This is a genomic window from Aestuariimicrobium sp. T2.26MG-19.2B (genome assembly GCF_950101875.1).
Taxonomy (GTDB): domain Bacteria; phylum Actinomycetota; class Actinomycetes; order Propionibacteriales; family Propionibacteriaceae; genus Aestuariimicrobium; species Aestuariimicrobium kwangyangense.
The window spans coordinates 113,178-133,749 of record NZ_CATNLW010000002.1 but is presented as its reverse complement, the minus strand read 5'-3'; the positions used below and the strand labels follow the sequence as shown (position 1 = coordinate 133,749).

Annotated in this window: 18 protein-coding genes; 6 read left to right on the top strand and 12 right to left on the bottom strand. The window is 66.7% G+C overall.

Translation table 11 applies throughout. The features are described 5' to 3' along the window. Nucleotides 1-25: 25 nt before the first annotated feature. Nucleotides 26-1,246, top strand: coding sequence for a Gfo/Idh/MocA family protein (locus QQZ11_RS10375; RefSeq protein ID WP_284550331.1), 1,221 nt, complete (start codon nucleotides 26-28; stop codon nucleotides 1,244-1,246). A gap of 208 nt (nucleotides 1,247-1,454) precedes the next feature. Further along, nucleotides 1,455-1,949, top strand: a complete 495-nt coding sequence (locus tag QQZ11_RS10370) for a beta-class carbonic anhydrase (protein ID WP_284550330.1) — start codon at nucleotides 1,455-1,457, stop codon at nucleotides 1,947-1,949. 53 nt (nucleotides 1,950-2,002) lie between these two features. On the opposite strand, the gene QQZ11_RS10365 is transcribed toward QQZ11_RS10370, so the two are convergent. After that, nucleotides 2,003-3,355, bottom strand: a complete 1,353-nt coding sequence (locus QQZ11_RS10365) for an MFS transporter (RefSeq protein WP_446698845.1) — start codon at nucleotides 3,353-3,355, stop codon at nucleotides 2,003-2,005. Between the two features lie 16 nt (nucleotides 3,356-3,371). Further along, complete coding sequence (locus QQZ11_RS10360) at nucleotides 3,372-5,471, bottom strand: DNA gyrase/topoisomerase IV subunit B (RefSeq protein WP_284550758.1); 2,100 nt, start codon at nucleotides 5,469-5,471, stop codon at nucleotides 3,372-3,374. A 230-nt stretch (nucleotides 5,472-5,701) separates the two neighbouring features. Between QQZ11_RS10360 and QQZ11_RS10355 the strand changes: the two genes are divergently transcribed. Beyond that, entirely contained in the window at nucleotides 5,702-5,914 is a 213-nt protein-coding gene (locus QQZ11_RS10355) for a DUF7455 domain-containing protein (RefSeq protein ID WP_022910039.1), read from the top strand. An 88-nt stretch (nucleotides 5,915-6,002) separates the two neighbouring features. Beyond that, the gene (locus tag QQZ11_RS10350) at nucleotides 6,003-6,362 is read left to right on the top strand and encodes an L-rhamnose mutarotase (RefSeq protein WP_284550329.1); all 360 of its coding nucleotides are present in this window, start codon (nucleotides 6,003-6,005) and stop codon (nucleotides 6,360-6,362) included. Nucleotides 6,363-6,443: 81 nt separating this feature from the next. Here QQZ11_RS10350 and QQZ11_RS10345 read toward each other — a convergent pair whose 3' ends face one another. The 8 genes from QQZ11_RS10345 to QQZ11_RS10310 all read right to left on the bottom strand — a co-directional run bounded on the left by QQZ11_RS10345 (nucleotide 6,444) and on the right by QQZ11_RS10310 (nucleotide 14,805). Then, nucleotides 6,444-8,300, bottom strand: a complete 1,857-nt coding sequence (locus QQZ11_RS10345; RefSeq protein ID WP_284550328.1) for an ABC transporter substrate-binding protein — start codon at nucleotides 8,298-8,300, stop codon at nucleotides 6,444-6,446. Then, on the bottom strand, nucleotides 8,297-8,503 hold the full coding sequence (locus tag QQZ11_RS10340; protein WP_157438916.1) for a hypothetical protein: 207 nt from the start codon (nucleotides 8,501-8,503) through the stop codon (nucleotides 8,297-8,299). Before QQZ11_RS10340 ends, QQZ11_RS10345 begins: the two co-directional genes overlap by 4 nt. Beyond that, nucleotides 8,500-9,534: an ABC transporter ATP-binding protein gene (locus tag QQZ11_RS10335; RefSeq protein ID WP_284550327.1), complete on the bottom strand. Its 1,035-nt coding sequence runs from the start codon at nucleotides 9,532-9,534 to the stop codon at nucleotides 8,500-8,502. Before QQZ11_RS10335 ends, QQZ11_RS10340 begins: the two co-directional genes overlap by 4 nt. Continuing rightward, complete coding sequence (locus tag QQZ11_RS10330; RefSeq protein ID WP_284550326.1) at nucleotides 9,527-10,624, bottom strand: ABC transporter ATP-binding protein; 1,098 nt, start codon at nucleotides 10,622-10,624, stop codon at nucleotides 9,527-9,529. Before QQZ11_RS10330 ends, QQZ11_RS10335 begins: the two co-directional genes overlap by 8 nt. Next, nucleotides 10,621-11,553: an ABC transporter permease gene (locus QQZ11_RS10325; protein ID WP_284550325.1), complete on the bottom strand. Its 933-nt coding sequence runs from the start codon at nucleotides 11,551-11,553 to the stop codon at nucleotides 10,621-10,623. Before QQZ11_RS10325 ends, QQZ11_RS10330 begins: the two co-directional genes overlap by 4 nt. A gap of 1 nt (nucleotide 11,554) precedes the next feature. Beyond that, on the bottom strand, nucleotides 11,555-12,649 hold the full coding sequence (locus QQZ11_RS10320; RefSeq protein WP_022910032.1) for an ABC transporter permease: 1,095 nt from the start codon (nucleotides 12,647-12,649) through the stop codon (nucleotides 11,555-11,557). 243 nt (nucleotides 12,650-12,892) lie between these two features. Then, nucleotides 12,893-13,423, bottom strand: a complete 531-nt coding sequence (locus QQZ11_RS10315) for a GNAT family N-acetyltransferase (RefSeq protein WP_284550324.1) — start codon at nucleotides 13,421-13,423, stop codon at nucleotides 12,893-12,895. Next, entirely contained in the window at nucleotides 13,423-14,805 is a 1,383-nt protein-coding gene (locus QQZ11_RS10310) for an RNA polymerase sigma factor (protein ID WP_342395085.1), read from the bottom strand. Before QQZ11_RS10310 ends, QQZ11_RS10315 begins: the two co-directional genes overlap by 1 nt. A 163-nt stretch (nucleotides 14,806-14,968) precedes the next feature. On the opposite strand from QQZ11_RS10310, the gene QQZ11_RS10305 reads away from it, so the two are divergent. Continuing rightward, nucleotides 14,969-17,164 (top strand): S9 family peptidase, encoded by a 2,196-nt coding sequence (locus QQZ11_RS10305; RefSeq protein ID WP_284550322.1) that lies wholly within the window; start codon nucleotides 14,969-14,971, stop codon nucleotides 17,162-17,164. 18 nt (nucleotides 17,165-17,182) lie between these two features. Here the strand turns inward: QQZ11_RS10305 and QQZ11_RS10300 are convergent, their stop codons facing one another. Continuing rightward, nucleotides 17,183-18,304, bottom strand: a complete 1,122-nt coding sequence (locus tag QQZ11_RS10300) for a ScyD/ScyE family protein (RefSeq protein ID WP_284550321.1) — start codon at nucleotides 18,302-18,304, stop codon at nucleotides 17,183-17,185. A gap of 300 nt (nucleotides 18,305-18,604) precedes the next feature. Between QQZ11_RS10300 and QQZ11_RS10295 the strand changes: the two genes are divergently transcribed. Continuing rightward, complete coding sequence (locus QQZ11_RS10295; protein WP_284550757.1) at nucleotides 18,605-19,528, top strand: sigma-70 family RNA polymerase sigma factor; 924 nt, start codon at nucleotides 18,605-18,607, stop codon at nucleotides 19,526-19,528. A gap of 117 nt (nucleotides 19,529-19,645) precedes the next feature. Here QQZ11_RS10295 and QQZ11_RS10290 read toward each other — a convergent pair whose 3' ends face one another. Then, nucleotides 19,646-20,518, bottom strand: coding sequence for an acyl-CoA thioesterase (locus QQZ11_RS10290; protein ID WP_284550320.1), 873 nt, complete (start codon nucleotides 20,516-20,518; stop codon nucleotides 19,646-19,648). Between the last annotated feature and the right edge of the window lie 54 nt (nucleotides 20,519-20,572).

Here is a 20,572-nt window from a genome sequence, read left to right as displayed (position 1 = left end):
TCAGTCTCCCTGAAAGGAACGATCGATGAAGATCGGCATGGTCGGCGCCGGCCAGTTCTCCCCCAGCTTCACGGGTCTGTGGCAGTTGCACCCTGACGTGGACGAGGTCTGGATCACCGACGTGGTCCCAGAGCGGGCCGAGAACCTGGCGAAGAAGTACGCTCTGGCCGGTACCTACCCCAGTTTCGAGGCGATGCTCGAATCGGACCTCGACGCCGTCGCGCTGCTCACCCAGCGGTGGACCCACGCCCCGCAGGCCATCCAAGCCCTGCGAGCGGGCAAGCACGTCTACTCCGCGGTCCCCATGGCCACGCGCACCGACGAGATCGCCGACATCATCCAGGCGGTGCTCGACACGGGCAAGGTCTACATGCTCGGTGAGACCCACTGGTACTACCCCCAGGTCATCTGGGCCCGTCAGGCCCAGGCCGAGGGCAAGTTCGGCCGCCTGTTCTACGGCGAGGGCGACTACGTCCACGACATGGACCACGGCTTCTACGCCGCCTACCAGTACTCCGGCGGCGACCAGTGGAAGTCGACGGCCTCCTACCCGCCCATGCTGTACCCGACCCACTCCACGGGCGGGGTGCTCGGCGCCTGGCCCGACGCGGTCCCGGTGAGCGTGAGCGCCCTCGGCGTGGTCGACAACCGCGGCGACGGTGTCTTCGACAAGGACGTGTCGATGTTCGGCAACGACATGTCGAACATGTCAGCGCTGATCGAACTCTCCGACGGCGGCATGGTGCGCATCAACGAGTTCCGACGGGTCGGCATGGCCGGGCAGATCGACGAGTCGACCCACCGCTGGTACGGCACCGACGGCATGTTCGACCAGGGGGCGCGGGTGAACAAGTTCTACTCCCGGGACGAGACCATCGACCTCACCGAAGACCTGCGCATCGGCAGGGCCGACCTGTCCGCCGAGGAACTGCAGGGCATCGACCCCGCGCTGGTGGAGTCGTTCGCCTCGGGTGTGGCACGCGTGCATGACCGCAACCGCCTCCCGGTGGAGTACGACGGCGCGCACAACGGCCACAACGGTGCACACCACTACCTGGCCGACGACTTCGTCCGCGCCGTGAAGTCGGGGCTGCAGCCGCCGCTGAACGCCTGGAATGCCGCCCGGATCAACCTCGGCGGCATCGTCGCCTGGGACTCCGTGCGCCAGGCGGGCGCCCGCCTGCCCGTGCCGCAGTTCGGTGCCTGCCCGCTGCCGATCGTGGACGTCACCACACCGGCACGCTGACCCGCGAACTGGCCTGTGGCCGGGTGCGCTCGTGGCCAGGACCCGGAAACTCGTCACCAGATCCCCTGCCCCGCCCCTGAGGGGCTGGTTGCGGCGGACTGGTGACGACTTTCCGGGTCCACCGCACCCAGGGCATGGTGGCCGGATCCGCAGGAACGCTCCGCGGACCGCCCGATCGAGGTGCCCCGACGGCCCTACAGTGGCAGGCATGTCTGACTTCGATGATCTGCTCGCAGCCAACCAGTCCTACGCCCAGGGCTTCAGCGACGGCGGGTTCGACGGCATCGCCCGCGCCGGTGTCGCCGTCGTCACTTGCATGGACTCCCGCATCGAACCTCTGGCGATGCTCGGCCTGAAGCTCGGTGACGCCAAGATCCTGCGCACCCCCGGCGGCCGCATCACCCCCGACGCCCTCATCGGCTGCATCCTCGGGGTGCACGTGTTGAACGTCGACCGGATCATGGTGGTGCCGCACACGCGCTGCGCGATGGCCTCGGGCACCGATGCCGACATCGCCGAGCGGATCCTCACCCAGAACGGGGTCGACATCCGCGGTATGACCTTGGGCGCCAACCCCGACCAGGAGCGAACCCTCGACTTCGACGTGCGCCTGCTGGCCTCGCACCCGCTGATCGACGGACGCGCCCAGGTGGGTGGCTTCCTCTACGACGTCGACTCCGGTTTGCTGACCCAGCTGCACTGACCTGGACGACCCCGTCTCGAGGGCCCACGGATGCCGTGGGCCCACCGACGGTCTCACAGGGTGTGGTGGGTGTGCTCCTTCACGGGCGCCATCACGGCCAACCCCGCCGCCAGCACGACCACGATGCCCAGGATGCCCCAGTACTGCGTGTTCTCCGCCTTGGTCAGGGCCGCGCCCAGCGTGATCGCCAGTCCGAACATGGCCGGTGACAAAAAGCTGACGACTCGTCCGGTGGTCGCGTACAGACCGAAGATCTCACCGGACTTCCCCTCCGGGATGAGCCTCGCCAGGAAACTGCGGGAGGACGACTGAGCCGGGCCCACGAACATGCACATCACGAGGCCGGCGGCCCAGAAGACGCCCGGCCCTCGGTCGTGGAAGAGGAAGACGACCAGGCCGGTGATCACGAGCCCCACCAGCGAGGTCATGATCACCACCTTGGGGCCGAGCCGGTCGTCCAGCAGTCCGGCCAGCATCGCCGACAGGCCGGCGACGACCGAGGCGGCCGCACCGAAGATGATCACCGAACCGGCGCTGAAGCCGAAGGTGCCCGTCGCGATGACAGCACCGAACGCGAACACCCCGGCGAGCCCGTCCCGGAAGAGCGCCGAGGCCAGCAGGAAGTACACGGTGTGAGGGGAGGTGCGCCACAGTCTCCTCACGGTGCGCCAGAGCGACACGTAGGAGCGCATCAGCGACTCGCGCCCGCCCGGCTGCGCAGGCTGGTCCTTCAGCACCACGAACGCCGGGATGGTGAAGACCAGGGTCCAGACCATGCAGACGAGCATCGAGACCCTGATGTCGAGACCGTTGGCCCCGGTCACACCGAACAGGCCGACCTCCGGGCCGATGAAGGCGAAGTAGATCAGCAACAGCACCAGGATGCCGCCGAGATAACCCGCGCCCCATCCGAAGCCCGAGACCCGTCCCACATTGGAGGGGGTGGCGACCTGCTCGATGGTGGCGTTGTAGTTGACCCCCGCGATCTCGGAGACGATGGAACCGACCGCCAACAACGACAGCCCGACCCACAGGTGCGAGGGGCGCGGCTCCACGAAGAACAGCGAACCAGAGATGAGCGCCAAGGCCCAGGTCAGGTATTTGAGCACCGTCACCAACCGGCCCGAACGGTCCGACATCTGCCCCAGCACGGGAGCCAGCAACGCGATCAGCAACCCCGCGAGGGTCGTCGAGACCGACAACGCCTGCGAGGTGTGATTGGTGTCACCGAACGGTTTCGAGGTCAGGTAGACCGCGAACACGAAGGTGGTGATGACCGTGTTGAACGGCTGGGTCCCCCAGTCCCAACTCGCCCAGGCCGCGATCTTCCTGCCGGACGACGGGGGTGCCTGCTCGAGTGCCGTGGGGGGCGGGGCCGAGTGGCCCGTGGTGGCTGCGGTGGTCACGACCGCACTCTAGTGGTCAGGCGTCGATTGCCTCGGCATCAATGGTGTACGCGCCGTCAATGATGAATTCCTTGCGCGGGGCCACGTCATTTCCCATCAGCATCTCGAAGGTGCGTTCCGCGGCTGCCGCCTCGTCCACCGTGATCCGGCGGAGGGTGCGGTGCAACGGGTTCATGGTCGTCTCGTTCAACTGGCCCGCGTCCATCTCACCGAGCCCCTTGTAGCGCTGGGGCTCCTTGAAGTTCTGGCCCTTCTTGGTCAGTTCGGCCGCCTTGCGCTGGTATTCCGCATCGGAATAGGTGTAGATGAACTTCTCGTAGCCACGCTTCGGGTTGACCAATTCGAAACGGTGGAGGGGAGGAACGGCCGAGTACACCCGACCGGCCTCGACCAGCGGCCGCATGTAGGTGAAGAACAGGGTCGCCAGGAGGCAGCGGATGTGGGCACCGTCGGAATCGGCGTCCGCCATGAAGATGACCTTGCCGTAGCGGGCGGCGTCCAGGTCGAAGGAGCGGCCCGACCCGGCTCCGACCACCTGGATGATGGAGGCGCACTCCGCGTTCTTGAGCATGTCGCCGACCGAGGCCTTCTGCACGTTCAGGATCTTGCCCCGGATCGGCAGCAGCGCCTGGAACTCGGAGTTGCGGGCGACATTGGCCGTTCCGAGCGCCGAGTCACCCTCGACGATGAACAGTTCGGTGCGGTCGACGTCGGACGAGCGGCAGTCCTTCAGCTTCGGCGGCAGTGAGGACGACTCCAGTGCGTTCTTGCGGCGCTGGTTGTCGCGGTGCATCCGCGCCTGGATCCGCGCCCGGCCGGCGTTCGCCACCTTCTCCATGACCAGACGCGCCTGCGCCTTGGTGGCGGCCTTGCTGCTGGTGAGCCAGTCAGCGAGTTCGGTCTCGACCACCTTGGCCACCAAACGGCGCACGGGTGGGGTGCCGAGCACTTCCTTGGTCTGTCCCTCGAACTGTGGTTCGGGCAGGCGGACGGTCACCACCGCCGTCATCCCCTCGAGGATGTCGTCCTTGATGACCTCCTCGCCTGCCTTGAGGATGCGGGTGCCCTGCATCGAGTTGACGAAGGCCTTCGTGATGCCCTGCTCGAACCCGGCCACGTGGGTGCCGCCCTTGGGGGTGGCCACCACGTTGACGAACGAGCGGGCGACGGTCTCGTAGGCGTTGGTCCAGCACAACGCGATGTCGACGTCGAGGCGGCGTTCGACGTCGGTGGGGGTCATGGCACCGTTGTCGTCGAGCATCGGCACCGTCTCGGTGAACTCGCCGCTGCCCTGCAGGCGCAGGATGTCGGAGACCCGTTCACCGGTGGCCAGGAAGTCGGCGAACTCGGCGATGCCACCGTCATGCTTGAACGTCTCGCTCACCTTCTCGGCGGTGCGCGAGTCGTTGACCACGAGCTCGAGGCCGGGCACGAGGAATGACGTCTGGCGGGCCCGGTTGAGCAGGTTCTCCAGTGACAGTTGGGCGTCCTTGAGGAAGATCTGGCGGTCGGGCCAGTAGGTGATGGTGGTGCCGCTGGTGCCTCGCTTGGCGCGCCCGATCTTGCGCAGTTCGTGATCGGGGGTGAACGGGGCGTCCGGGCCGTCACCGTCGAAGACCCCCGGCACCCCGCGCCGGAAGCTCATCGCCCAGACGGCCGAGTTGCGGGTCACCTCGACGTCGAGCCTGCTCGAGAGTGCGTTCACGACCGAGGCCCCGACTCCGTGCAGCCCGCCGGTGGCGTTGTACGAACCGCCGCCGAACTTGCCCCCGGCGTGCAGCTTGGTGAACACCACCTCGACACCTGACAAGCCGGTTCGGGGTTCGGTGTCGACGGGAATACCAGCGCCCTGGTCCGACACGCGCACCGAACCGTCGCCGAGCAGGTCGATGTCGATGCGGTCACCCGAGCCCGCCAGTGCCTCGTCGACGGAGTTGTCGATGATCTCCCACAGGCAGTGCATCAGACCCTTGGTGTCGGTCGATCCGATGTACATGGCGGGGCGCTTGCGGACGGCTTCGAGGCCCTCGAGCACGAGCAGGTGCTTGGCCTCGTAGTCGCGGCCCTGCGCCGGGACGGCCTTCTTCGCGGCTGCCGTCTTGGGGGTCGTCAACAGTGCTTCGGTCACCGAACGAGGTTACAGTCTGGGCACGACACGCTCACGCAGGCTCTCCGCCCGCACCTGGGTTGCGCTGAGTCGGTACGGTGGGGGTCAGGCCAACCGGAATGTCCGGGCCCCCTCGGGCGTTCCATGAGGCGAGAGTGATCAGTACGCGCCAGCTCGTGGGCACGCCCGTATGGGCGCGGAACCCTCATTCATGTGACACCACGACAGAAGGAGTAGCCATGAGCACCACCGTCACCGAGGACCGCAGCCTGACTGCTGCCGACCGTTGTGACCGCTGCGGCGCCCAGGCCTACCTGCGCGTCACCCTCCCCTCGGGGGGCACCCTGTTGTTCTGTGCGCACCATGGGCGCGCCCACCAGGACAAGCTGCAGCAGGTTGCCCTCAAGATCCAGGACGAGACCTCGGCCCTCTCGGAGAAGAACCCCACCTGAGGTGCCGACCGACCCGACGAGGGCCCGAGCCGATCCGGCTCGGGCCCTCGTCCGTTCAAGGGGAGCTGTCGGCGGCAGAATGTCAGCCATGGACGATTCCCTCACCCACCTGCTGGCCACCACCGACCAGTCCGACCCCACCCGCTGCTGCTTCCTGTTGAAGGTCCGACCGGAACGGCTGGCCGACTACGTGGAGGTGCACCAGCGGGTGTGGCCAGAGATGCGCGAGGCACTCAGCCGCTGCGGGTGGCGCCGCTACTCGTTGTTCCTGGACCCCGACAGCGGGCTGGTGGTCGGCTACTTCGAGGCGGACGACACGGCCGCTGCCATCCAGGCCATGGGTGAGGAGCCTGTCGACGGGCGCTGGCAGGCAGAGATGGCCCAGTACTTCGTCCAGCCGGACGGTGGCACACCGCGGTTGCTGCCGCAGTACTTCCACCTCGTCTGAGGCGGGCCACCCGCCGCAAACAGGGGAACGCCCCCGGGACCGAGGTCCCGGGGGCGTGCCGTGGAGTGGAGTCGTTCCGGATCAGACCGGTTCGATGGTTCCGTCCATGATGCCGATCACGACGAAGTTGTCGGAGTAGGCCGGGTTCTTCAGAACCGGGTTGTCGTCCGCCGGGAACTTCTTGACCCGCACGCCCTCGACCGCGGCGTTGTTGCCGTAGCGCTCGAACAGCGGGATGATCGGCAGCTCCTCGTTGAACAGCTGCGCGAGGATTCCGATCTGCTGCTTCTGCTTGTCCAGGTCGAGACCCTCACCGCACGCGGTGATCTGGTCCTCGATGTTGTACTTCTTGCCATCCGGGCCGGGAACCGCGGACAGGTCGTAGTCGATGCCACGGCCTCCGTTGTTCTTGGCGATCGGGTAGTTGTGCGTCAGGTAGTCAGCCTGGTACGCGAAGTACGGGTGCGGGTGCGAGTTGGCACCCCACGCCTGGATGATCAGCTGGAAGTTGCCCTTGTCGGCGTCCACCGGAACCTGGGCGAAGTTGACACCACGAGGGGTCACCTTGATGCCGAAGGTGGTCATCTGCTCGGCAACGTTCTTGCCGGCGGCCGACCAGTCAGCGAACTCCGCCGGGAACTCGAGCTCGTAGGCAGCGTCCTTTCCGGCGGGGGTCTTCCAGGTGTTGCCCGACTTGGTCCAGCCGGCTTCCTTCAACAGGGACTCGGCCTTGGCGTCGTCCTTGTCGTAGGTCTTCAGCTTGTCCTTGACACCGGCCGGCAGCCACTCGTCCACCGAGTTGTCGGTGAAACCGGCCATGTACTTCACACCCACACCCGACTCAGCCAGCGACACCTTGCCGACCACGGCTCGGTCGATCAACGTGGCGAAGGCCTGACGGACGCGCTTGTCCTTCAGCTCGGGCTGCTTGGCGAAGTTCATGAACAGCGCCGGGCCCGACAGGTTCGGCGGGCGCAGGATGCGGATACCGGCAGCGATGAACGACTTCTCGGTGCTGGGCGGGAAGCCGTGGGTCGCGTAGTCGACGGTCTTCGACTGCACGAGCGGGGTCACGTCCGGGGTCTCGCCGTTGTAGATGACGACCTTGTCGAACTTGATCTTGTCGGCGTTGACGCCCTTGTCGTTCTTCACCAGGGTCAGCTGGGTGTTGGTGATCGACCCGGTGTCGAACTTGAAGGGGCCCGAGGTGATCGGATCGGCAGGCTTGAGCTTCTGCAGCTCGGCCAGCAGCGCCGAAGGCTCGGGATCCGAGGCGGCCTTGCCGGCCTTGATCAGCGGCCCGACCTTGTCGGCGATGGCACCGTAGGTCTGGGTGTCGGAGATCTTGAGCTTCAGGATGTAACGCTCGAGCACCGTCGAGGGGTTCTTCAGGGTCAGGACGAAGGTCTTGTCGTCCTTCGCCTCGACATCCTTGACGTACTTCCACACCGGCTGGCTGGTGAGCCAGGCGCAGTAGAAGGAGGTCACGTAGTCCTTGGCCGTCAGCGGCTTGCCGTCCGACCAGGTGAGGCCGTCCTTGACCGTGACGGTGTAGGTGTTGGACGCCTCGTCCAGCTTGTAGTCGTCGATCAGGAACTTGATCCACGACTTGTCAGCCCACAGGTAGTAGGCGGACGGCATGTGCAGCATGTCGCCGTAGGGAACACCGACCGCGTCGATGATGGTGTTGGCCGGCGCGAACATGTTGAACGTGCCCTCGGGAGGAGCGGTGAACGGGTAACCGACGTGGATCTCACCGCCACTCTTGGTTCCTCCGCCGGTGCTCCCCGAGCCGCTGGGCTTGGTCGAGCTGGTGTTGCCGTTGTCTGCGGTACCCGGTGAGCACGCGGCCAAAGCCCCGGCGCCCACCACGCCGACTGAAGTGATGCCCATGATCTGCAGCATTCTGCGCCGCGAGACCGAGATGGGATCGCTCATCGTTCTTCCTCCTTGAAGTTGGGCCGTTGGATGGTCCAACGCGCCACCAGGGTTGCACCGACCACAGCGACCAGGGAGACCCCCAGGCTGAGGACGGTGACAACGAACTCCGCCGTGCCGGGTTCGACCATGAACATCAACATGATCGAACCGACCAAGACGAAGCAGCTGACCGCCAGCATTCCGCGGGCGACAGCGTTCATCCGGCCAGCTCCCGGGTGGGAGAGTCCGTTTGGCTTCGGGTGTCGCGCCCCGTGACGTGGCAGGCCACCTCACGGTTCGGACCGATCTCAGCCAAGATTGGGACCACCTTGTCGCAGCCCGCCTCGAACAGCGGGCAGCGCGGGTGGAAGGTGCAGCCGGTCGGCAGTTCGCGCAGGTTCGGGATCTCCGAGGAGCGCAACCCACCGTTGGGCAGCTTGGTGCGGGTGAGGTCCGGGTCCGGCTCCGGGACCGCGTTCAGCAGAGCACGGGTGTAGGGATGCTGCGGATTGTTGATCACCTCGGGCGTCGGGCCGATCTCGACCACCTTGCCCAGGTACATCACAGCGGTCTTGCCCGACCAGCCGAAGTACTTCGCGATGGCCAGGTCGTGGGTGATGAACAGGAACCCGACGTTGAGCTCGTCACGGAGCTTGCCGAGCATCTTGAGCATGCCCACTCGGATCGAGACGTCGAGCATCGAGGTCGACTCGTCGGCGATGATCAGCTTCGGGTTGAGGGTCAGCGCACGAGCCACCGCCACACGCTGACGCTGGCCACCCGAGAGCTGGTGGGGGAACTTCGACAGGTAGGCCTCGGGGGGCGTCAGGTCGACCCGGCGGCACAGTTCGGCGGCCTGCTCCCAGGCTTCGTGGCGGTTCTTGGCCAAGCCGTGCTTGAGCAGGGGCGCCGTCAGCGTCGCCGCCACCGAACGAATCGGGTTCAGCGAGGCGTACGGATCCTGGTGCACGTACTGCACCGAGCGCCGGTAGTCGATGAACTCCTTGGAGTCCATCTCCCAGATGTTCTTGCCGAGGTAGGCCACCTCGCCGCCGGTCGGCTTCAACAGGCCGCCCGCCATCCGAGCGCTGGTGGTCTTGCCACAACCCGACTCCCCCACCAGGCACAACACCTGGCCGGGCCCGACCTCGAAATTGACGTCCTGGACTGCCGGGACGTCACCCTTCTTGGTCTTGAAGGTCTGGTCGACGTGGGTCATCCGCAACAGCGGGGTGTCTCCGGACTCAAGCACGTGCAATCACCTTTCGCTCATGGTGCACCTCACGCCAGTGAATGCAGCGGACTTCATGGGACTGACCCTGGTCCCGGGCCTCGATGGTCTCCTCGGGCGGCTCGGCGGCCCGGCACTCCGGGGTCGCGTACGAACACCGCGGTGCGAACGAGCAGCCGACCGGCAGGTTCGCCAGTGACGGCGGCGATCCCGGGATGGACGCAAGTTCGGGGAGGTCACCCACCACTGGGGGCACCGCGTTGATCAGACCTGAGGTGTAGGGGTGACGAGGCTCGTAGAAGATGTCGTGGAGTGACCCGCGCTCGATGATCTGCCCCGCATACATGGTCGCCACCCGGTCGGCCAGTTCGGCGGCCAGCGCGAGGTCGTGGCTGATGAAGATCATCGCGAATCCCCGCTCCTCGCGCAGTTCGGCGAGCAGGTCGACGATGCCGCGTTGGGTGAGGATGTCGAGGGCGGTGGTCGGCTCGTCCAGCACGAGGAAGCGAGGGTCGAGCAGCAGGCTCATCGCGATCAGGGTGCGCTGCCGCATGCCGCCCGACAGCTCGTGGGGGTAGGACCCCAGCACCCGGGAGGGGTCGAGCCGCACCCGCTTGAGCATGTCACCGGCGCGCTGGATGCCTTCCTTCTTGTTGTACCGCTCGCCCTCGCGAACGTGGGCCTTGAGGGTGTCGGCCATCTGGTCGCCGATGGTGATCACCGGGTTGAAGGCGCTCTGGGCACCCTGGAAGACCATGGCCGCCTCGGCCCAGCGCCACCGGCGCAACTGGCGCGAGTTCAGCTTGAGCACGTCGATCGGGGTGGCGCCGGGCTGGCGCCGGTAGGTGATGGAACCGGCGGGGATGTGCCCCAGTCGCGGTAGCAGCCGCAGCAGCCCCAGACCAAGGGTGGTCTTGCCACAACCCGACTCCCCCACCAGCGCGAGCGCCTGATTCGGGTAGAGGTCGAAGCTGACGCTGTTCACCGCGTTGACGGTCGTGCCCGAGCCGGTGCGGTACTGCACCACGAGGTCGCGCACGGAGAGCACGGGCTCGTCGGTTCGCTTGGCGGTCCTGGTGGACGAAGTGGATGCCACGCTGGTGTCGCTCATCGGTCACGCAACCTCGGGTTGAGGATCTCTTCGAGAGATCGGGTGAGCAGGATCAGGCCCAACTGCAGCAGCACGATCATCGCGACCGGGGCCAGGATGTAGGGCAGGGCGTCGGGGTTGAACATGGCGCCGTTGGTCCAGCCGTCCTGCACCATGATTCCCCAGTTGACGCCGGCCAGCGGTGCCAGACCCAGCAGGTACAGGCCGACCATCGCGTAGATGGCGTTGGTGACGGCGATGATGAAGTTGATCAGGATGAAGCTGGCCATGTTCGGCACGATCTCGACGAACACGATCCGCAGGGTGCCCAGGTCGAGCAGGCGGGCTGCCTCGACGAACTCGCGCTCCTTGAGGGTCAGCACCTGTGCACGGATCGAGCGCATCAACACTGGCCACGAGAGGGCACCGACGATCACGGCCAACCAGAAGGGCGAGTCGAACCTGAACAGGGAGCCCATCACGGCCAGCAGCACGATCTGCGGGATGGTCATGAACAGGTCGGCCACCTGCAGCATCAGGGCGTCGAACCAGCCACGGAAGTAGGCGGCCAGGGAGCCGATCACGACAGCGATCAGCACCGTCAGCGCGGCAGCTCCGAAGCCGACCAGCAGCACGGTCTTGCCACCGTTGACGACCATCGCGAGGGTGTCGATCCCCTGACCGCTGGTCCCCAGCGGGTGGGCGGCCGAGAAGGGCGCCCAGTAGTCGGTGGTCGGCTTCAGGTTGCCCCGCAACAGCGGCGCGAAGATGGTCATGGCGACCAACAGCACCACGATGATGAAGCCGATCAGTCCCGAGGTGGATCGAGCCAGTTCCCGGAAGAACCCACGGATGGGGCCGACCCCTTTGGCCTTCACGACCTCATCGGAGACGTGGGGCTCCTCGCCCTTGGCGGGTTCGAGAGTGGCGTCCGCGACGTTGATCCCCATCTCAGTCCTCCGTTCGCTCGTCGGTCCGGATGCGGGGATCCAGGAAGCTGTAGATGAAGTCGGCCAACAGGTTGGCGAAGATGACCACGATCGTGATCATCAGCAGGATTCCCTGGATGATCGGGTAGTCGCGGAAGTTGATCGACTTGTAGAGCTGGATGCCGATGCCGTCGTAGGCGAAGGTCTGCTCGACGAAGATGGCGCCGCCGACCACGAACCCGGCCTGGGTGGCGATCTGGGCCACCAGTGGGAGCACCGCGTTGCGTCCGACATAGGTGCCGGCGATGCGTCCGCCCGAGAGCCCTCGGGCACGCGCGACGGTGACGTAGTCCTCACCGAGCACCTGCGTGGTGGATGACTTCATCACCAGTGCCCAGGTGCCGGCCGTGGTCAGCACGTAGGTCAGGATCGGCAGGGCCGCGTGGTAGAAGATGTCCTGGATGAAGTTGATGTTGAACCCCGGCTGCACCCCCGGAGTGACGCTGCCGCGCATCTGCGCGAAGTCGAACCACTTCAGCTTCACACCCCCGACCACGACGATCAGCATGGCCAAGAGGTAGTTGGGGATGGCGTGCAGCAGCGAGCCGATCACCGAGACCGCGTGGTCGACGATGCCGCCGCGGCGGTAGGCCATCAGCATGCCGAGCACCAGCCCGAGGCCGATGGCGATCACCATCGAGATGCCCACCGAGAACATCGTCCACGGCAGGTGGGCCGCGACCTTCGAGGCGACGGTCGTGCCCGACGAGACGATGGAGCTGCCCATGTCGCCGTGGAGCAGGTTGTTGAGGTAGTCGACGTACTGCAGGATGAGCGGCTTGCTCGAGTCGAACTGGAACAGCGTGGCGGCCTGGGCCCTGGCCTGCTCGTACGAGAGGCCCTGTTCGGCGATCAGCTTGTTGGTGTAGGTGTCGACGGGGTTTCCGGGCATCAGTCGCACCAGGAAGAAGATCGCCGAGGTCACGACCCAGATCATGATCAGTGCGCGCACGACCCGCCGCAGGAAGTAGTTGCGCCAGATGCGCAACCAGATCGAGGGCGTCCGTGGGCGGTCCGGGTTCGCGACGGGCACGGATTTCACTGCCACTGCCGTCATCGCCACCTCCTGCCGGTGTCACACCGGGACACTGCGTCCCGCTTGGTGGACCCAACCTAGGGCCGGGTGACCAATCGCGCGCAATTGCAGCGCCGCCACTTGTGCAACGATTCGGTAACAGCGGATTGACAAGGCATGACACGGCTGAGCGATGCGTTCATTTCGCGCAACCGAACTGCGCAATGGTTGCGCTCGGGCGGCACCGAAGCGGGCCTCGCACGAAGCCCGGACGACAGCCGGACCTCAGTCCCGGACGAGCCGTGTCTCGCAACCTCCGACGGGCACCCCGCCAGCGGGTCGGGTCACCCCGTCCGGACGAAAACCATGGCGCCCCAGGAAGGCCGCGACTCGCGGGTTGTCGACCGGCAGCCACAGGTACGCAGGCGCGTCACCGATGGCCATCTGCAGCAGCCGATCGGCGATCCCGGAGCCCCGGGCAACCTCGAGCAGGTGCAGGACGGCCAGCTCCAGAGGTGCCGGGGCACCCTCCTCACAGGCGGCACGGGCGTGGGCGACCCCCACCCACACGACACCCTGATCCGCCGGGACACGGGAGTCGACCACACCCCAGTAGTAGCCACCGCGCTGGGCCTCCCCGAGCCACTGGCTGGCGACCCGATCGATGTCCGCGTCGCAGAGGTACGGGCTGGGGGCATCCTCGTCGCCGGGCCAGCAGGACCGTGCCCTCACCCGGGCAAGCTCCGGCAGGTCCGCCAGGGCGGCCTGCCGGATCCGGAAGCGCCCGTCGAGCCGACGGGCGTCGGGGTGCGACATCAGTCGAGGTAGTCCCGCAGCACCTGGGAACGCGAGGGGTGACGCAGCTTCGACATCGTCTTCGACTCGATCTGCCGGATGCGCTCGCGGGTGACCCCGTAGACCTTGCCGATCTCGTCGAGCGTCTTGGGCTGACCGTCCGTCAGGCCGAAGCGCATCTGCACCACACCGGCCTCGCGCTCGGAGAGCGTGTCGAGAACGTCATGCAGTTGCTCCTGCAACAGCGTGAAGTTGACGGCATCGGCGGGCACGATGGCCTCGGAGTCCTCGATCAGGTCACCGAACTCGGAATCCCCGTCCTCGCCCAGGGGAGTGTGCAGGGAGATGGGTTCGCGCCCGTACTTCTGCACCTCGACGACCTTCTCGGGGGTCATGTCGAGTTCCTTGGCCAGTTCCTCCGGGGTGGGTTCCCGTCCGAGGTCCTGCAGCATCTGCCGCTGCACACGAGCCAGCTTGTTGATGACCTCGACCATGTGGACCGGAATGCGGATGGTGCGGGCCTGGTCGGCCATGGCGCGGGTGATGGCCTGCTTGATCCACCAGGTCGCGTAGGTCGAGAACTTGTAGCCCTTGGTGTAGTCGAACTTCTCGACCGCGCGGATGAGGCCGAGGTTGCCCTCCTGGATCAGGTCGAGGAAGAGCATGCCGCGCCCCGTGTAGCGCTTGGCCAAGGACACGACCAGACGCAGGTTCGCCTCGAGCAGGTGGTTCTTGGCCTTGCGACCGTCGGCAGCGATCCACTCGAAGTCCTCGAGGTCGGCGGCAGAGACGACCGTCTCGGGATCGTTCAGTTGCTCGTCGGCGAACAGGCCGGCCTCGATCCGCTTGGCCAGTTCCACCTCCATCTCGGCGTTCAGCAGAGCGACCTTGCCGATCTGCTTGAGGTAGTCCTTGACCGGGTCAGCAGTGGCACCTGCGGTGACCACCTGCTGCTCCGGCTCGTCGGCGTCGTCGGCGTCCGAGAGGCTGAAGCCCTGGTCCTCGGTCAACTCCTTCTCGAGGGGAGCCTCCTTCTCGGGCACGAACTGCGCGTCGTCGACGTCGTCGAGATTGCGCTTCTTGCCCCCGACGGTGAGCACCAGGTCATCGCCGTCACGCTCCGCGACGACCTCGATCTCGCGGTTGGCGACCTGCTCGACGGTCTCTGCAACGGTCGGGGAGGCCTTGGCTGCTCGGCTCACCGTCTTACGGGGGGCAGCCTTGGTGGCAGCCGTTGTCTTGGGGGCTGCCTTCGTTGCGGCAGTGGTGCCGGTTGCCGCCGTGCTCTTGGTGGCCGCAGGGGTCTTGGTGGAGGGCGCAGCCTTGGCCGAGGCGCCGACGGGTGCGGACTTGGCTGTGGTGGCCCTCGTCCGTCGGGTCGTCGCCGGTGCCTCAGGGGTGATGTCCTCGGCGGGCTTCTGACCGGTGGAACGTGGCGTCACTGGGGATCCTCTTCAGTCTCGCGAATCGCTTCGAGGGCGCAAGAAAGCCGGTGGCTGTCAAGACCCGTGTCGTCCATCATGCCACGCCACGTTCGCTCACCCAAGCTGCCACTAGCCTTGGCACATGTTTGACCAGTCCTCCCGTCCCCAGCCGCCCGTCGCCGATCGCCGTCCTCACCCGCGCCGCCACCACGGTGACGTCTTCGACGACCCCTACGAGTGGCTGCGCGACAAGGCCAACCCGGAGGTGATCGAGCTGCTGAATGCCGAGAACACCTACGCGGACGCCATGACCGCTCACCTGGAGGGTCTGCGTCAGGAACTCTTCGACGACATCAAGGTGCGCACCCAGGAGACCGACCTGTCGGTGCCCTCGTTCACCCGCCACCGCGGCGGCGACGCATGGTGGTACTACAGCCGCACGGTCGAGGGCAGTGCCTATCAGCTGTACTGCCGCGCGCCGGCCACGGACCGTGACCACGCCCCCCAGCTCGGGGAGGCCGAGATCCCGGGCGAGCAGGTGCTGCTCGACGCGAACCTCGAATCCCAAGGGCACGAGTTCTTCTCGCTGGGAGCGCTCACCGTCTCACCCGACGGCACCCTGCTCGCCTTCTCGGTCGACAACTCCGGAGACGAGCGCTACGACCTCTGGGTGCGACGCCTCGACCTCCAGCAGATCGACGACGGCGGGCAGCCCGATGCGCTGGGAGCCGGCCAGGCGGGCGGCCCGGTCGTGACCGACATCGCCCACGGGGCGACCTGGGCAGGCCAGCAGCACCTGTTCTACCAGCGGGTCGACGAGGCCTGGCGTCCCCACCAGGTCTGGCTCCACACGTTGGGCAGCGACCCCTCGTCCGACGTGTTGGTCTTTGAGGAGACCGACGAGCGCTACTGGGTCGGGGTCGACGCCTCCCGCGACGAGAACTGGATCGTCATCCACAACGGCTCGAAGCTCACCAGTGAGGCCTTCCTGCTCCCGGCCGCGCAGCCGACGGCGAAGCCGGTGCGAGTGGCCGAGAAGGTCGAGGGCGTCGAGTACGGGGTCGAGGTGGGAGACGGTGTGCTCTACCTGCTGCACAACCAGAACTCCCCCGACTTCGAAGTCTCGTCGTGCCCACTGGTGTGGGACGAGTCGGCTGGGGAGTTGGCACCTCGGCACCGATGGACGAGCGTCGCCGCCCCCGCGGAGGGCGTGCGCTACACCGCGGTCGAGGCCTACCGCGACTTCGTCGTGGTCTCCCGACGACGCGACGGCATCGCCGGGGTGCAGGTGCACCGGGGTGACGACGTCACCCACCTGGAGTTCCCCGAGCAGGTCTACGACGCCCAGACCACCGGCTCGGAGGACATCGACACCGATCGGTTCCAGCTCACCTACACCTCCTTGGTGACGCCCACCACGGTGCACGACTACCTCGTCGACCGCGGTGAACTGGTGCAGTTGAAGCAGACGCAGGTGCGCGACCACCCCGTCCGAGGCGCCTACCGTCCCGAGGACCACGTCTCGGAACGCCAGTGGGCGCGGGCCACGGATGGCACCCTGATCCCGCTGTCGATCGTCCGCCGCCGCGACACCCCCCTCGACGGCACGGCGCCCTGCCTGCTGTACGGCTACGGCTCGTACGAGATCTCGATCCCGCCCGCCTTCGCCGTCAGCCGGCTGTCACTGCTCGACCGTGGCTTCGTGTTCGTGATCGCCCACATCCGTGGCGGCGGCGAGATGGGACGAGCCTGGTACGAGAACGGCAAGACCCTCACCAAGAAGAACACGTTCACCGACTTCGTCGACTCGGCCAGGTGGCTCGTCGACAACGGCTACACCTCGAGCGATCGGCTCGTGGCCGAGGGGCGGAGTGCTGGTGGTCTGCTGATGGGGGCCATCGCCAATCTCGCACCCGACCTGTTCGCGGGTGTGCACGCCGGCGTCGCCTTCGTCGACGCGCTCACGACCATCCTCGACCCCTCGCTGCCCCTCACGGTGACCGAATGGGAGGAGTGGGGAGATCCCCTGCACGACCCCGAGGTCTACGCCTACATGAGGGGTTACAGCCCCTACGAGAACATCGCCCCGGTGCAGTACCCCGCGATCCTGGCGACGACGGGCCTCAATGACACCCGTGTCTACTACGTCGAACCCACCAAATGGGTGCAGCAGTTGCGGCACACCATCCCGAAGGAGGTGGCTCGTCCCGTCCTGCAGAAGACGGAGATGGTGGCCGGCCACGCGGGGGTGACCGGCCGTTACGACCAGTGGAAGGAGCGTGCCTGGGAGCTGGCCTGGATCATCGATGTGGCGGGCCAGCACCCAGGGCACGACTGACTTCAGCGGGTCAGCACCTCATCGAAGGACGGTGCTGGCCATGGGCACGCCGTCCTTGATCTTCACGATGGTTCCCGGCATCGGCGGCTGCGACGGGTCGAGGCTCATCGTCGTACCCGCCCACAGCGATCCGTCGCGACCGGACTCCAGGGCCACGACGTTGGGGAGGTCGAGGTAGTGGGACTTCTTCCCGCTCGCCTTGACCAGGGTGATCCGACCGGCGAAGTACTCGGCCACGAAGATCTGGCCCGACTTGTCGATGGCAAGGTTGGTGGCTCCGAGGAATCCACCGGCCAGCTTCATGGCTGCGCCAGTGCTCGGGTTCACCTTCCACAACGAGCCGCGTGCACCCAGCACGTCACTCTCGGGCCCTCCGGGCAGCGTGGTGACGTAGAGCATGCCGTCACGGCCCACCTCGACGTCGGTCGGGACCGGTTCGAAGTTGTAGGTCAGGCCGATCGCGCAATCCGGCAGTCCCAGGGCCGAGGCCGCGCCAGCGGTGATCACCGTGGGCTGGGCAGGCAGCACCGCCAATGTGCTGATGTCGCCGGTGGCACTCACCTTCCACAGGGCGTTGGCACCAGCATCGGCGACCACCCAGGAATGGCCCAGCGCAGTCACCGAGTACGCATGCGAATCGATCCCACCGGTGTAGGAGGCGGGAATGCCCATCTCGGCAAAGGCGTCCAGGGCGCACTGGTTGGGATTGACCAGCCCGTAGTGGTTCACCTGGTCGGGGTTGTGGGCCGATTCGTAGGCGAACGTGTCGGCGTAGACGGTGCCGCCACCGGGCACCCAGAGGTGGAGCCCGCTGGCTGTGTTGGTGAACGTGCCCATGTCGGTGACGGTGGTCGTCCACACCAGCGCTGAGCCGTCGGACGAGGTGGCCACGCCCGCGGCACCGGGCTGGTCGACCGCGACCGGGATGAGGGACCCGTTGGGCCCCAGGGTCGCCACCATGTTGGCGAATCCGTCCGCCACGTACACCGTGTCGCCGCTGACGGCCAGGTTGAAGGGTGCCGCCAATTGGTCGGAGGCCACTCGTGGATCGGGTTTGGGTTGGGCGGTCGCTGCCACCGGCGCGGCCAGGGTGAGTCCGGCCATGGTCAGACCGGCGACTAGCAGATGTGCTGCACGCATGTTTCCCCCTTGGTTGTCTGGGCCCGCCCCCCGCGGGCTCCCCCGACCCGGCGGAGGCGTCGCTGCCCCGGGGTCGGCGGGACGCCTGCGTCAGCGTCCCTGCCGCCCATCGTGCGCTTCGGGGTGCCTCAGGGTCAATGGGGTCGATCTCGCCGGTCTTCTCGGGGTCGAGTACGACCACGGTCTTACTCGCTGATCGCTGTTGGCGTACTTGGGGCCAACCACGGTGGTGGCGCGCAACATTTCTCGTCTTCCGGGCGTTGAACAGGGTGAATGTCGCATGAAAGGGGCACCCGGATGATCACCACCAGGACGCGTACTCGAAGCAGTGACGGAATCGACGGCAAGGACGCAGTCGGGCTCTACCTCGAGTCGATCGCCAAGACACCTCTGCTCAATGCCGAGGAGGAGGTCGAACTCGCCAGCCGGATCGAAGCCGGTGTGTTCGCCCAGGCCCTGCTCGACGGAACGGTGACCAGCGAGGTCGAGGCGACGGCAGAGGAGTTGCAGGCCATCGCCGACGACGGTGACCGCGCCATGCAGCACTTCGTCCGCGCGAACCTGCGACTGGTGGTCAGTGTCGCCCGCAAGTACTCGCGTGCCCCCATGCCCCTGCTCGACATGGTGCAGGAGGGCAACACGGGTCTGATCCGCGCCGTCGAGAAGTTCGACTACACCAAGGGATTCAAGTTCTCGACCTACGCCACCTGGTGGGTGCGGCAGGCAATCAGCCGTGGTATCGCCCAGCAGGGCCGCATCGTCCGGCTGCCCGTTCACGTCGCCGAGCAGGTCAACCAGGTCTCGGCCGCACGCCGGAACCTTGAGCGCCAGCTGGGCCGAGAGCCCGAGGTGGAGGAGATCGCTGCCGAACTCGCGCTCGAGCCGGAGAGAGTCGTCGAGCTGATCCGCTACAGCCGCGAGCATGTCTCGCTCGATGCCCCCGTCGACGAGGACGGAGACACCGCGCTGGGTGACCTGATCGCCCGCGAGAACGCACCCGGCCCCGACGAGGAGGTGCTCAACGGGCAGGACCGTGGAGTGCTGGAGGGCATGTTGAAGAACTTGGACGCGCGCTCGGCCGATGTGGTGCGGCGTCGCTACGGCCTGCTGGACGGACGACAGGCCAAGCTGGCAGACATCGGGGCAGTCTGGGGCATCACCGCTGAACGGGTGCGCCAGATTGAACGCAACGCCTTGGCCGCCCTGAGGACCACGGCCGCCTGAGGCACGTCCAACACCGGCACCCGCCGTCGGTCCCCGTTCTCCCTGGGGGCCGACGGCGGTGCTGTGTCCCGCCCGTCCCCCTGCAGGTTCCCCCGACGCGCGGGGCGACCCCCCCGATCAGTGACGGGCGGTTCCGGGCACGACCCGGATGAGCCCCTCCTGGTTGCAGGTGGCCACCTGCAGTCCGTCCTGCAGGAGCCGACCCATCGAGAAGCCGAGCGCGTTCGATGCGGACGGGCTCACCTGGTCGTAGAGGATCCATTGGTCCGCCCTGATCGGACGATGGAACCACATCGCATGGTCGATGCTGGCGGCCTGCAGCTGCGCCGAAAGGAACGCCACCTCGTGGGGCACCGTCGAGACACCCAGCAGTGTCATGTCCGACAGGTAGGCGGTGACGGCCTGGTGGAGGCGGTGGTCGTCGGGCAAACCCTCGGTCGTCCTGACCCAGACGCGCATGTGCGCCCGGTGGGAACTGGGGCTGATCTCCCCCGATCGACCCGAGTCACCGGCGAAGCGGACGTCGAGGGCGTCCCACTCGTGGAACAGGCTGCTCTCCGACCCGAAACGCTCACTCATCACCTCGCTGAGGCGGCGGCACTGCTCGGGTGCCGGGACGTTCACCGGCGCCGGGTCGGAGTGCTCGAGTCCTTCCTCCAGTTCATGGAAACTCGCGCTCAGGGTGAAGATGACGGTGCCCCGCTGGCGGGCGAGCACACGTCTCGCCGAGAACGTGTGGCCGTCGCGAGTCCTCTCGACGTCGTAGATGATGGGCGCGTCGGTCGAGCCCGGGCGCAGGAAGTAGGCGTTGAGCGAATGGCAGATGCGCTCGGCGGGCATGGTGCCGTAGGCAGCCATCAACGCCTGGGCGAGCACCTGTCCACCGAAGGTTCGCTGCCAGGTCGTCCGCGGGTGAGAGCCCCGGTAGAGGCCCAGTTCGATCTCTTCCAAGCTGAGCAGGTCGACGAGTTCGGCGGTGGTTGCTGGCACGCAGGTCACTCAACCACAGATCGCCGACCTCGAGACCTGGCCGCTACCTCCGCG

Bases quoted from the DNA above. Each gene is read 5' to 3' on its own strand.
- QQZ11_RS10375 (WP_284550331.1), top strand. From the start codon at position 26: ATGAAGATCGGCATGGTCGGCGCCGGCCAGTTCTCCCCCAGCTTCACG.
- QQZ11_RS10325 (WP_284550325.1), bottom strand. From the start codon at position 11,553: ATGGGGATCAACGTCGCGGACGCCACTCTCGAACCCGCCAAGGGCGAG.
- QQZ11_RS10340 (WP_157438916.1), bottom strand. From the start codon at position 8,503: ATGAACGCTGTCGCCCGCGGAATGCTGGCGGTCAGCTGCTTCGTCTTG.
- QQZ11_RS10300 (WP_284550321.1), bottom strand. From the start codon at position 18,304: ATGCGTGCAGCACATCTGCTAGTCGCCGGTCTGACCATGGCCGGACTC.
- QQZ11_RS10315 (WP_284550324.1), bottom strand. From the start codon at position 13,423: ATGTCGCACCCCGACGCCCGTCGGCTCGACGGGCGCTTCCGGATCCGG.
- QQZ11_RS10330 (WP_284550326.1), bottom strand. From the start codon at position 10,624: ATGAGCGACACCAGCGTGGCATCCACTTCGTCCACCAGGACCGCCAAG.
- QQZ11_RS10370 (WP_284550330.1), top strand. From the start codon at position 1,455: ATGTCTGACTTCGATGATCTGCTCGCAGCCAACCAGTCCTACGCCCAG.
- QQZ11_RS10345 (WP_284550328.1), bottom strand. From the start codon at position 8,300: ATGAGCGATCCCATCTCGGTCTCGCGGCGCAGAATGCTGCAGATCATG.
- QQZ11_RS10305 (WP_284550322.1), top strand. From the start codon at position 14,969: ATGTTTGACCAGTCCTCCCGTCCCCAGCCGCCCGTCGCCGATCGCCGT.
- QQZ11_RS10355 (WP_022910039.1), top strand. From the start codon at position 5,702: ATGAGCACCACCGTCACCGAGGACCGCAGCCTGACTGCTGCCGACCGT.
- QQZ11_RS10320 (WP_022910032.1), bottom strand. From the start codon at position 12,649: ATGACGGCAGTGGCAGTGAAATCCGTGCCCGTCGCGAACCCGGACCGC.
- QQZ11_RS10350 (WP_284550329.1), top strand. From the start codon at position 6,003: ATGGACGATTCCCTCACCCACCTGCTGGCCACCACCGACCAGTCCGAC.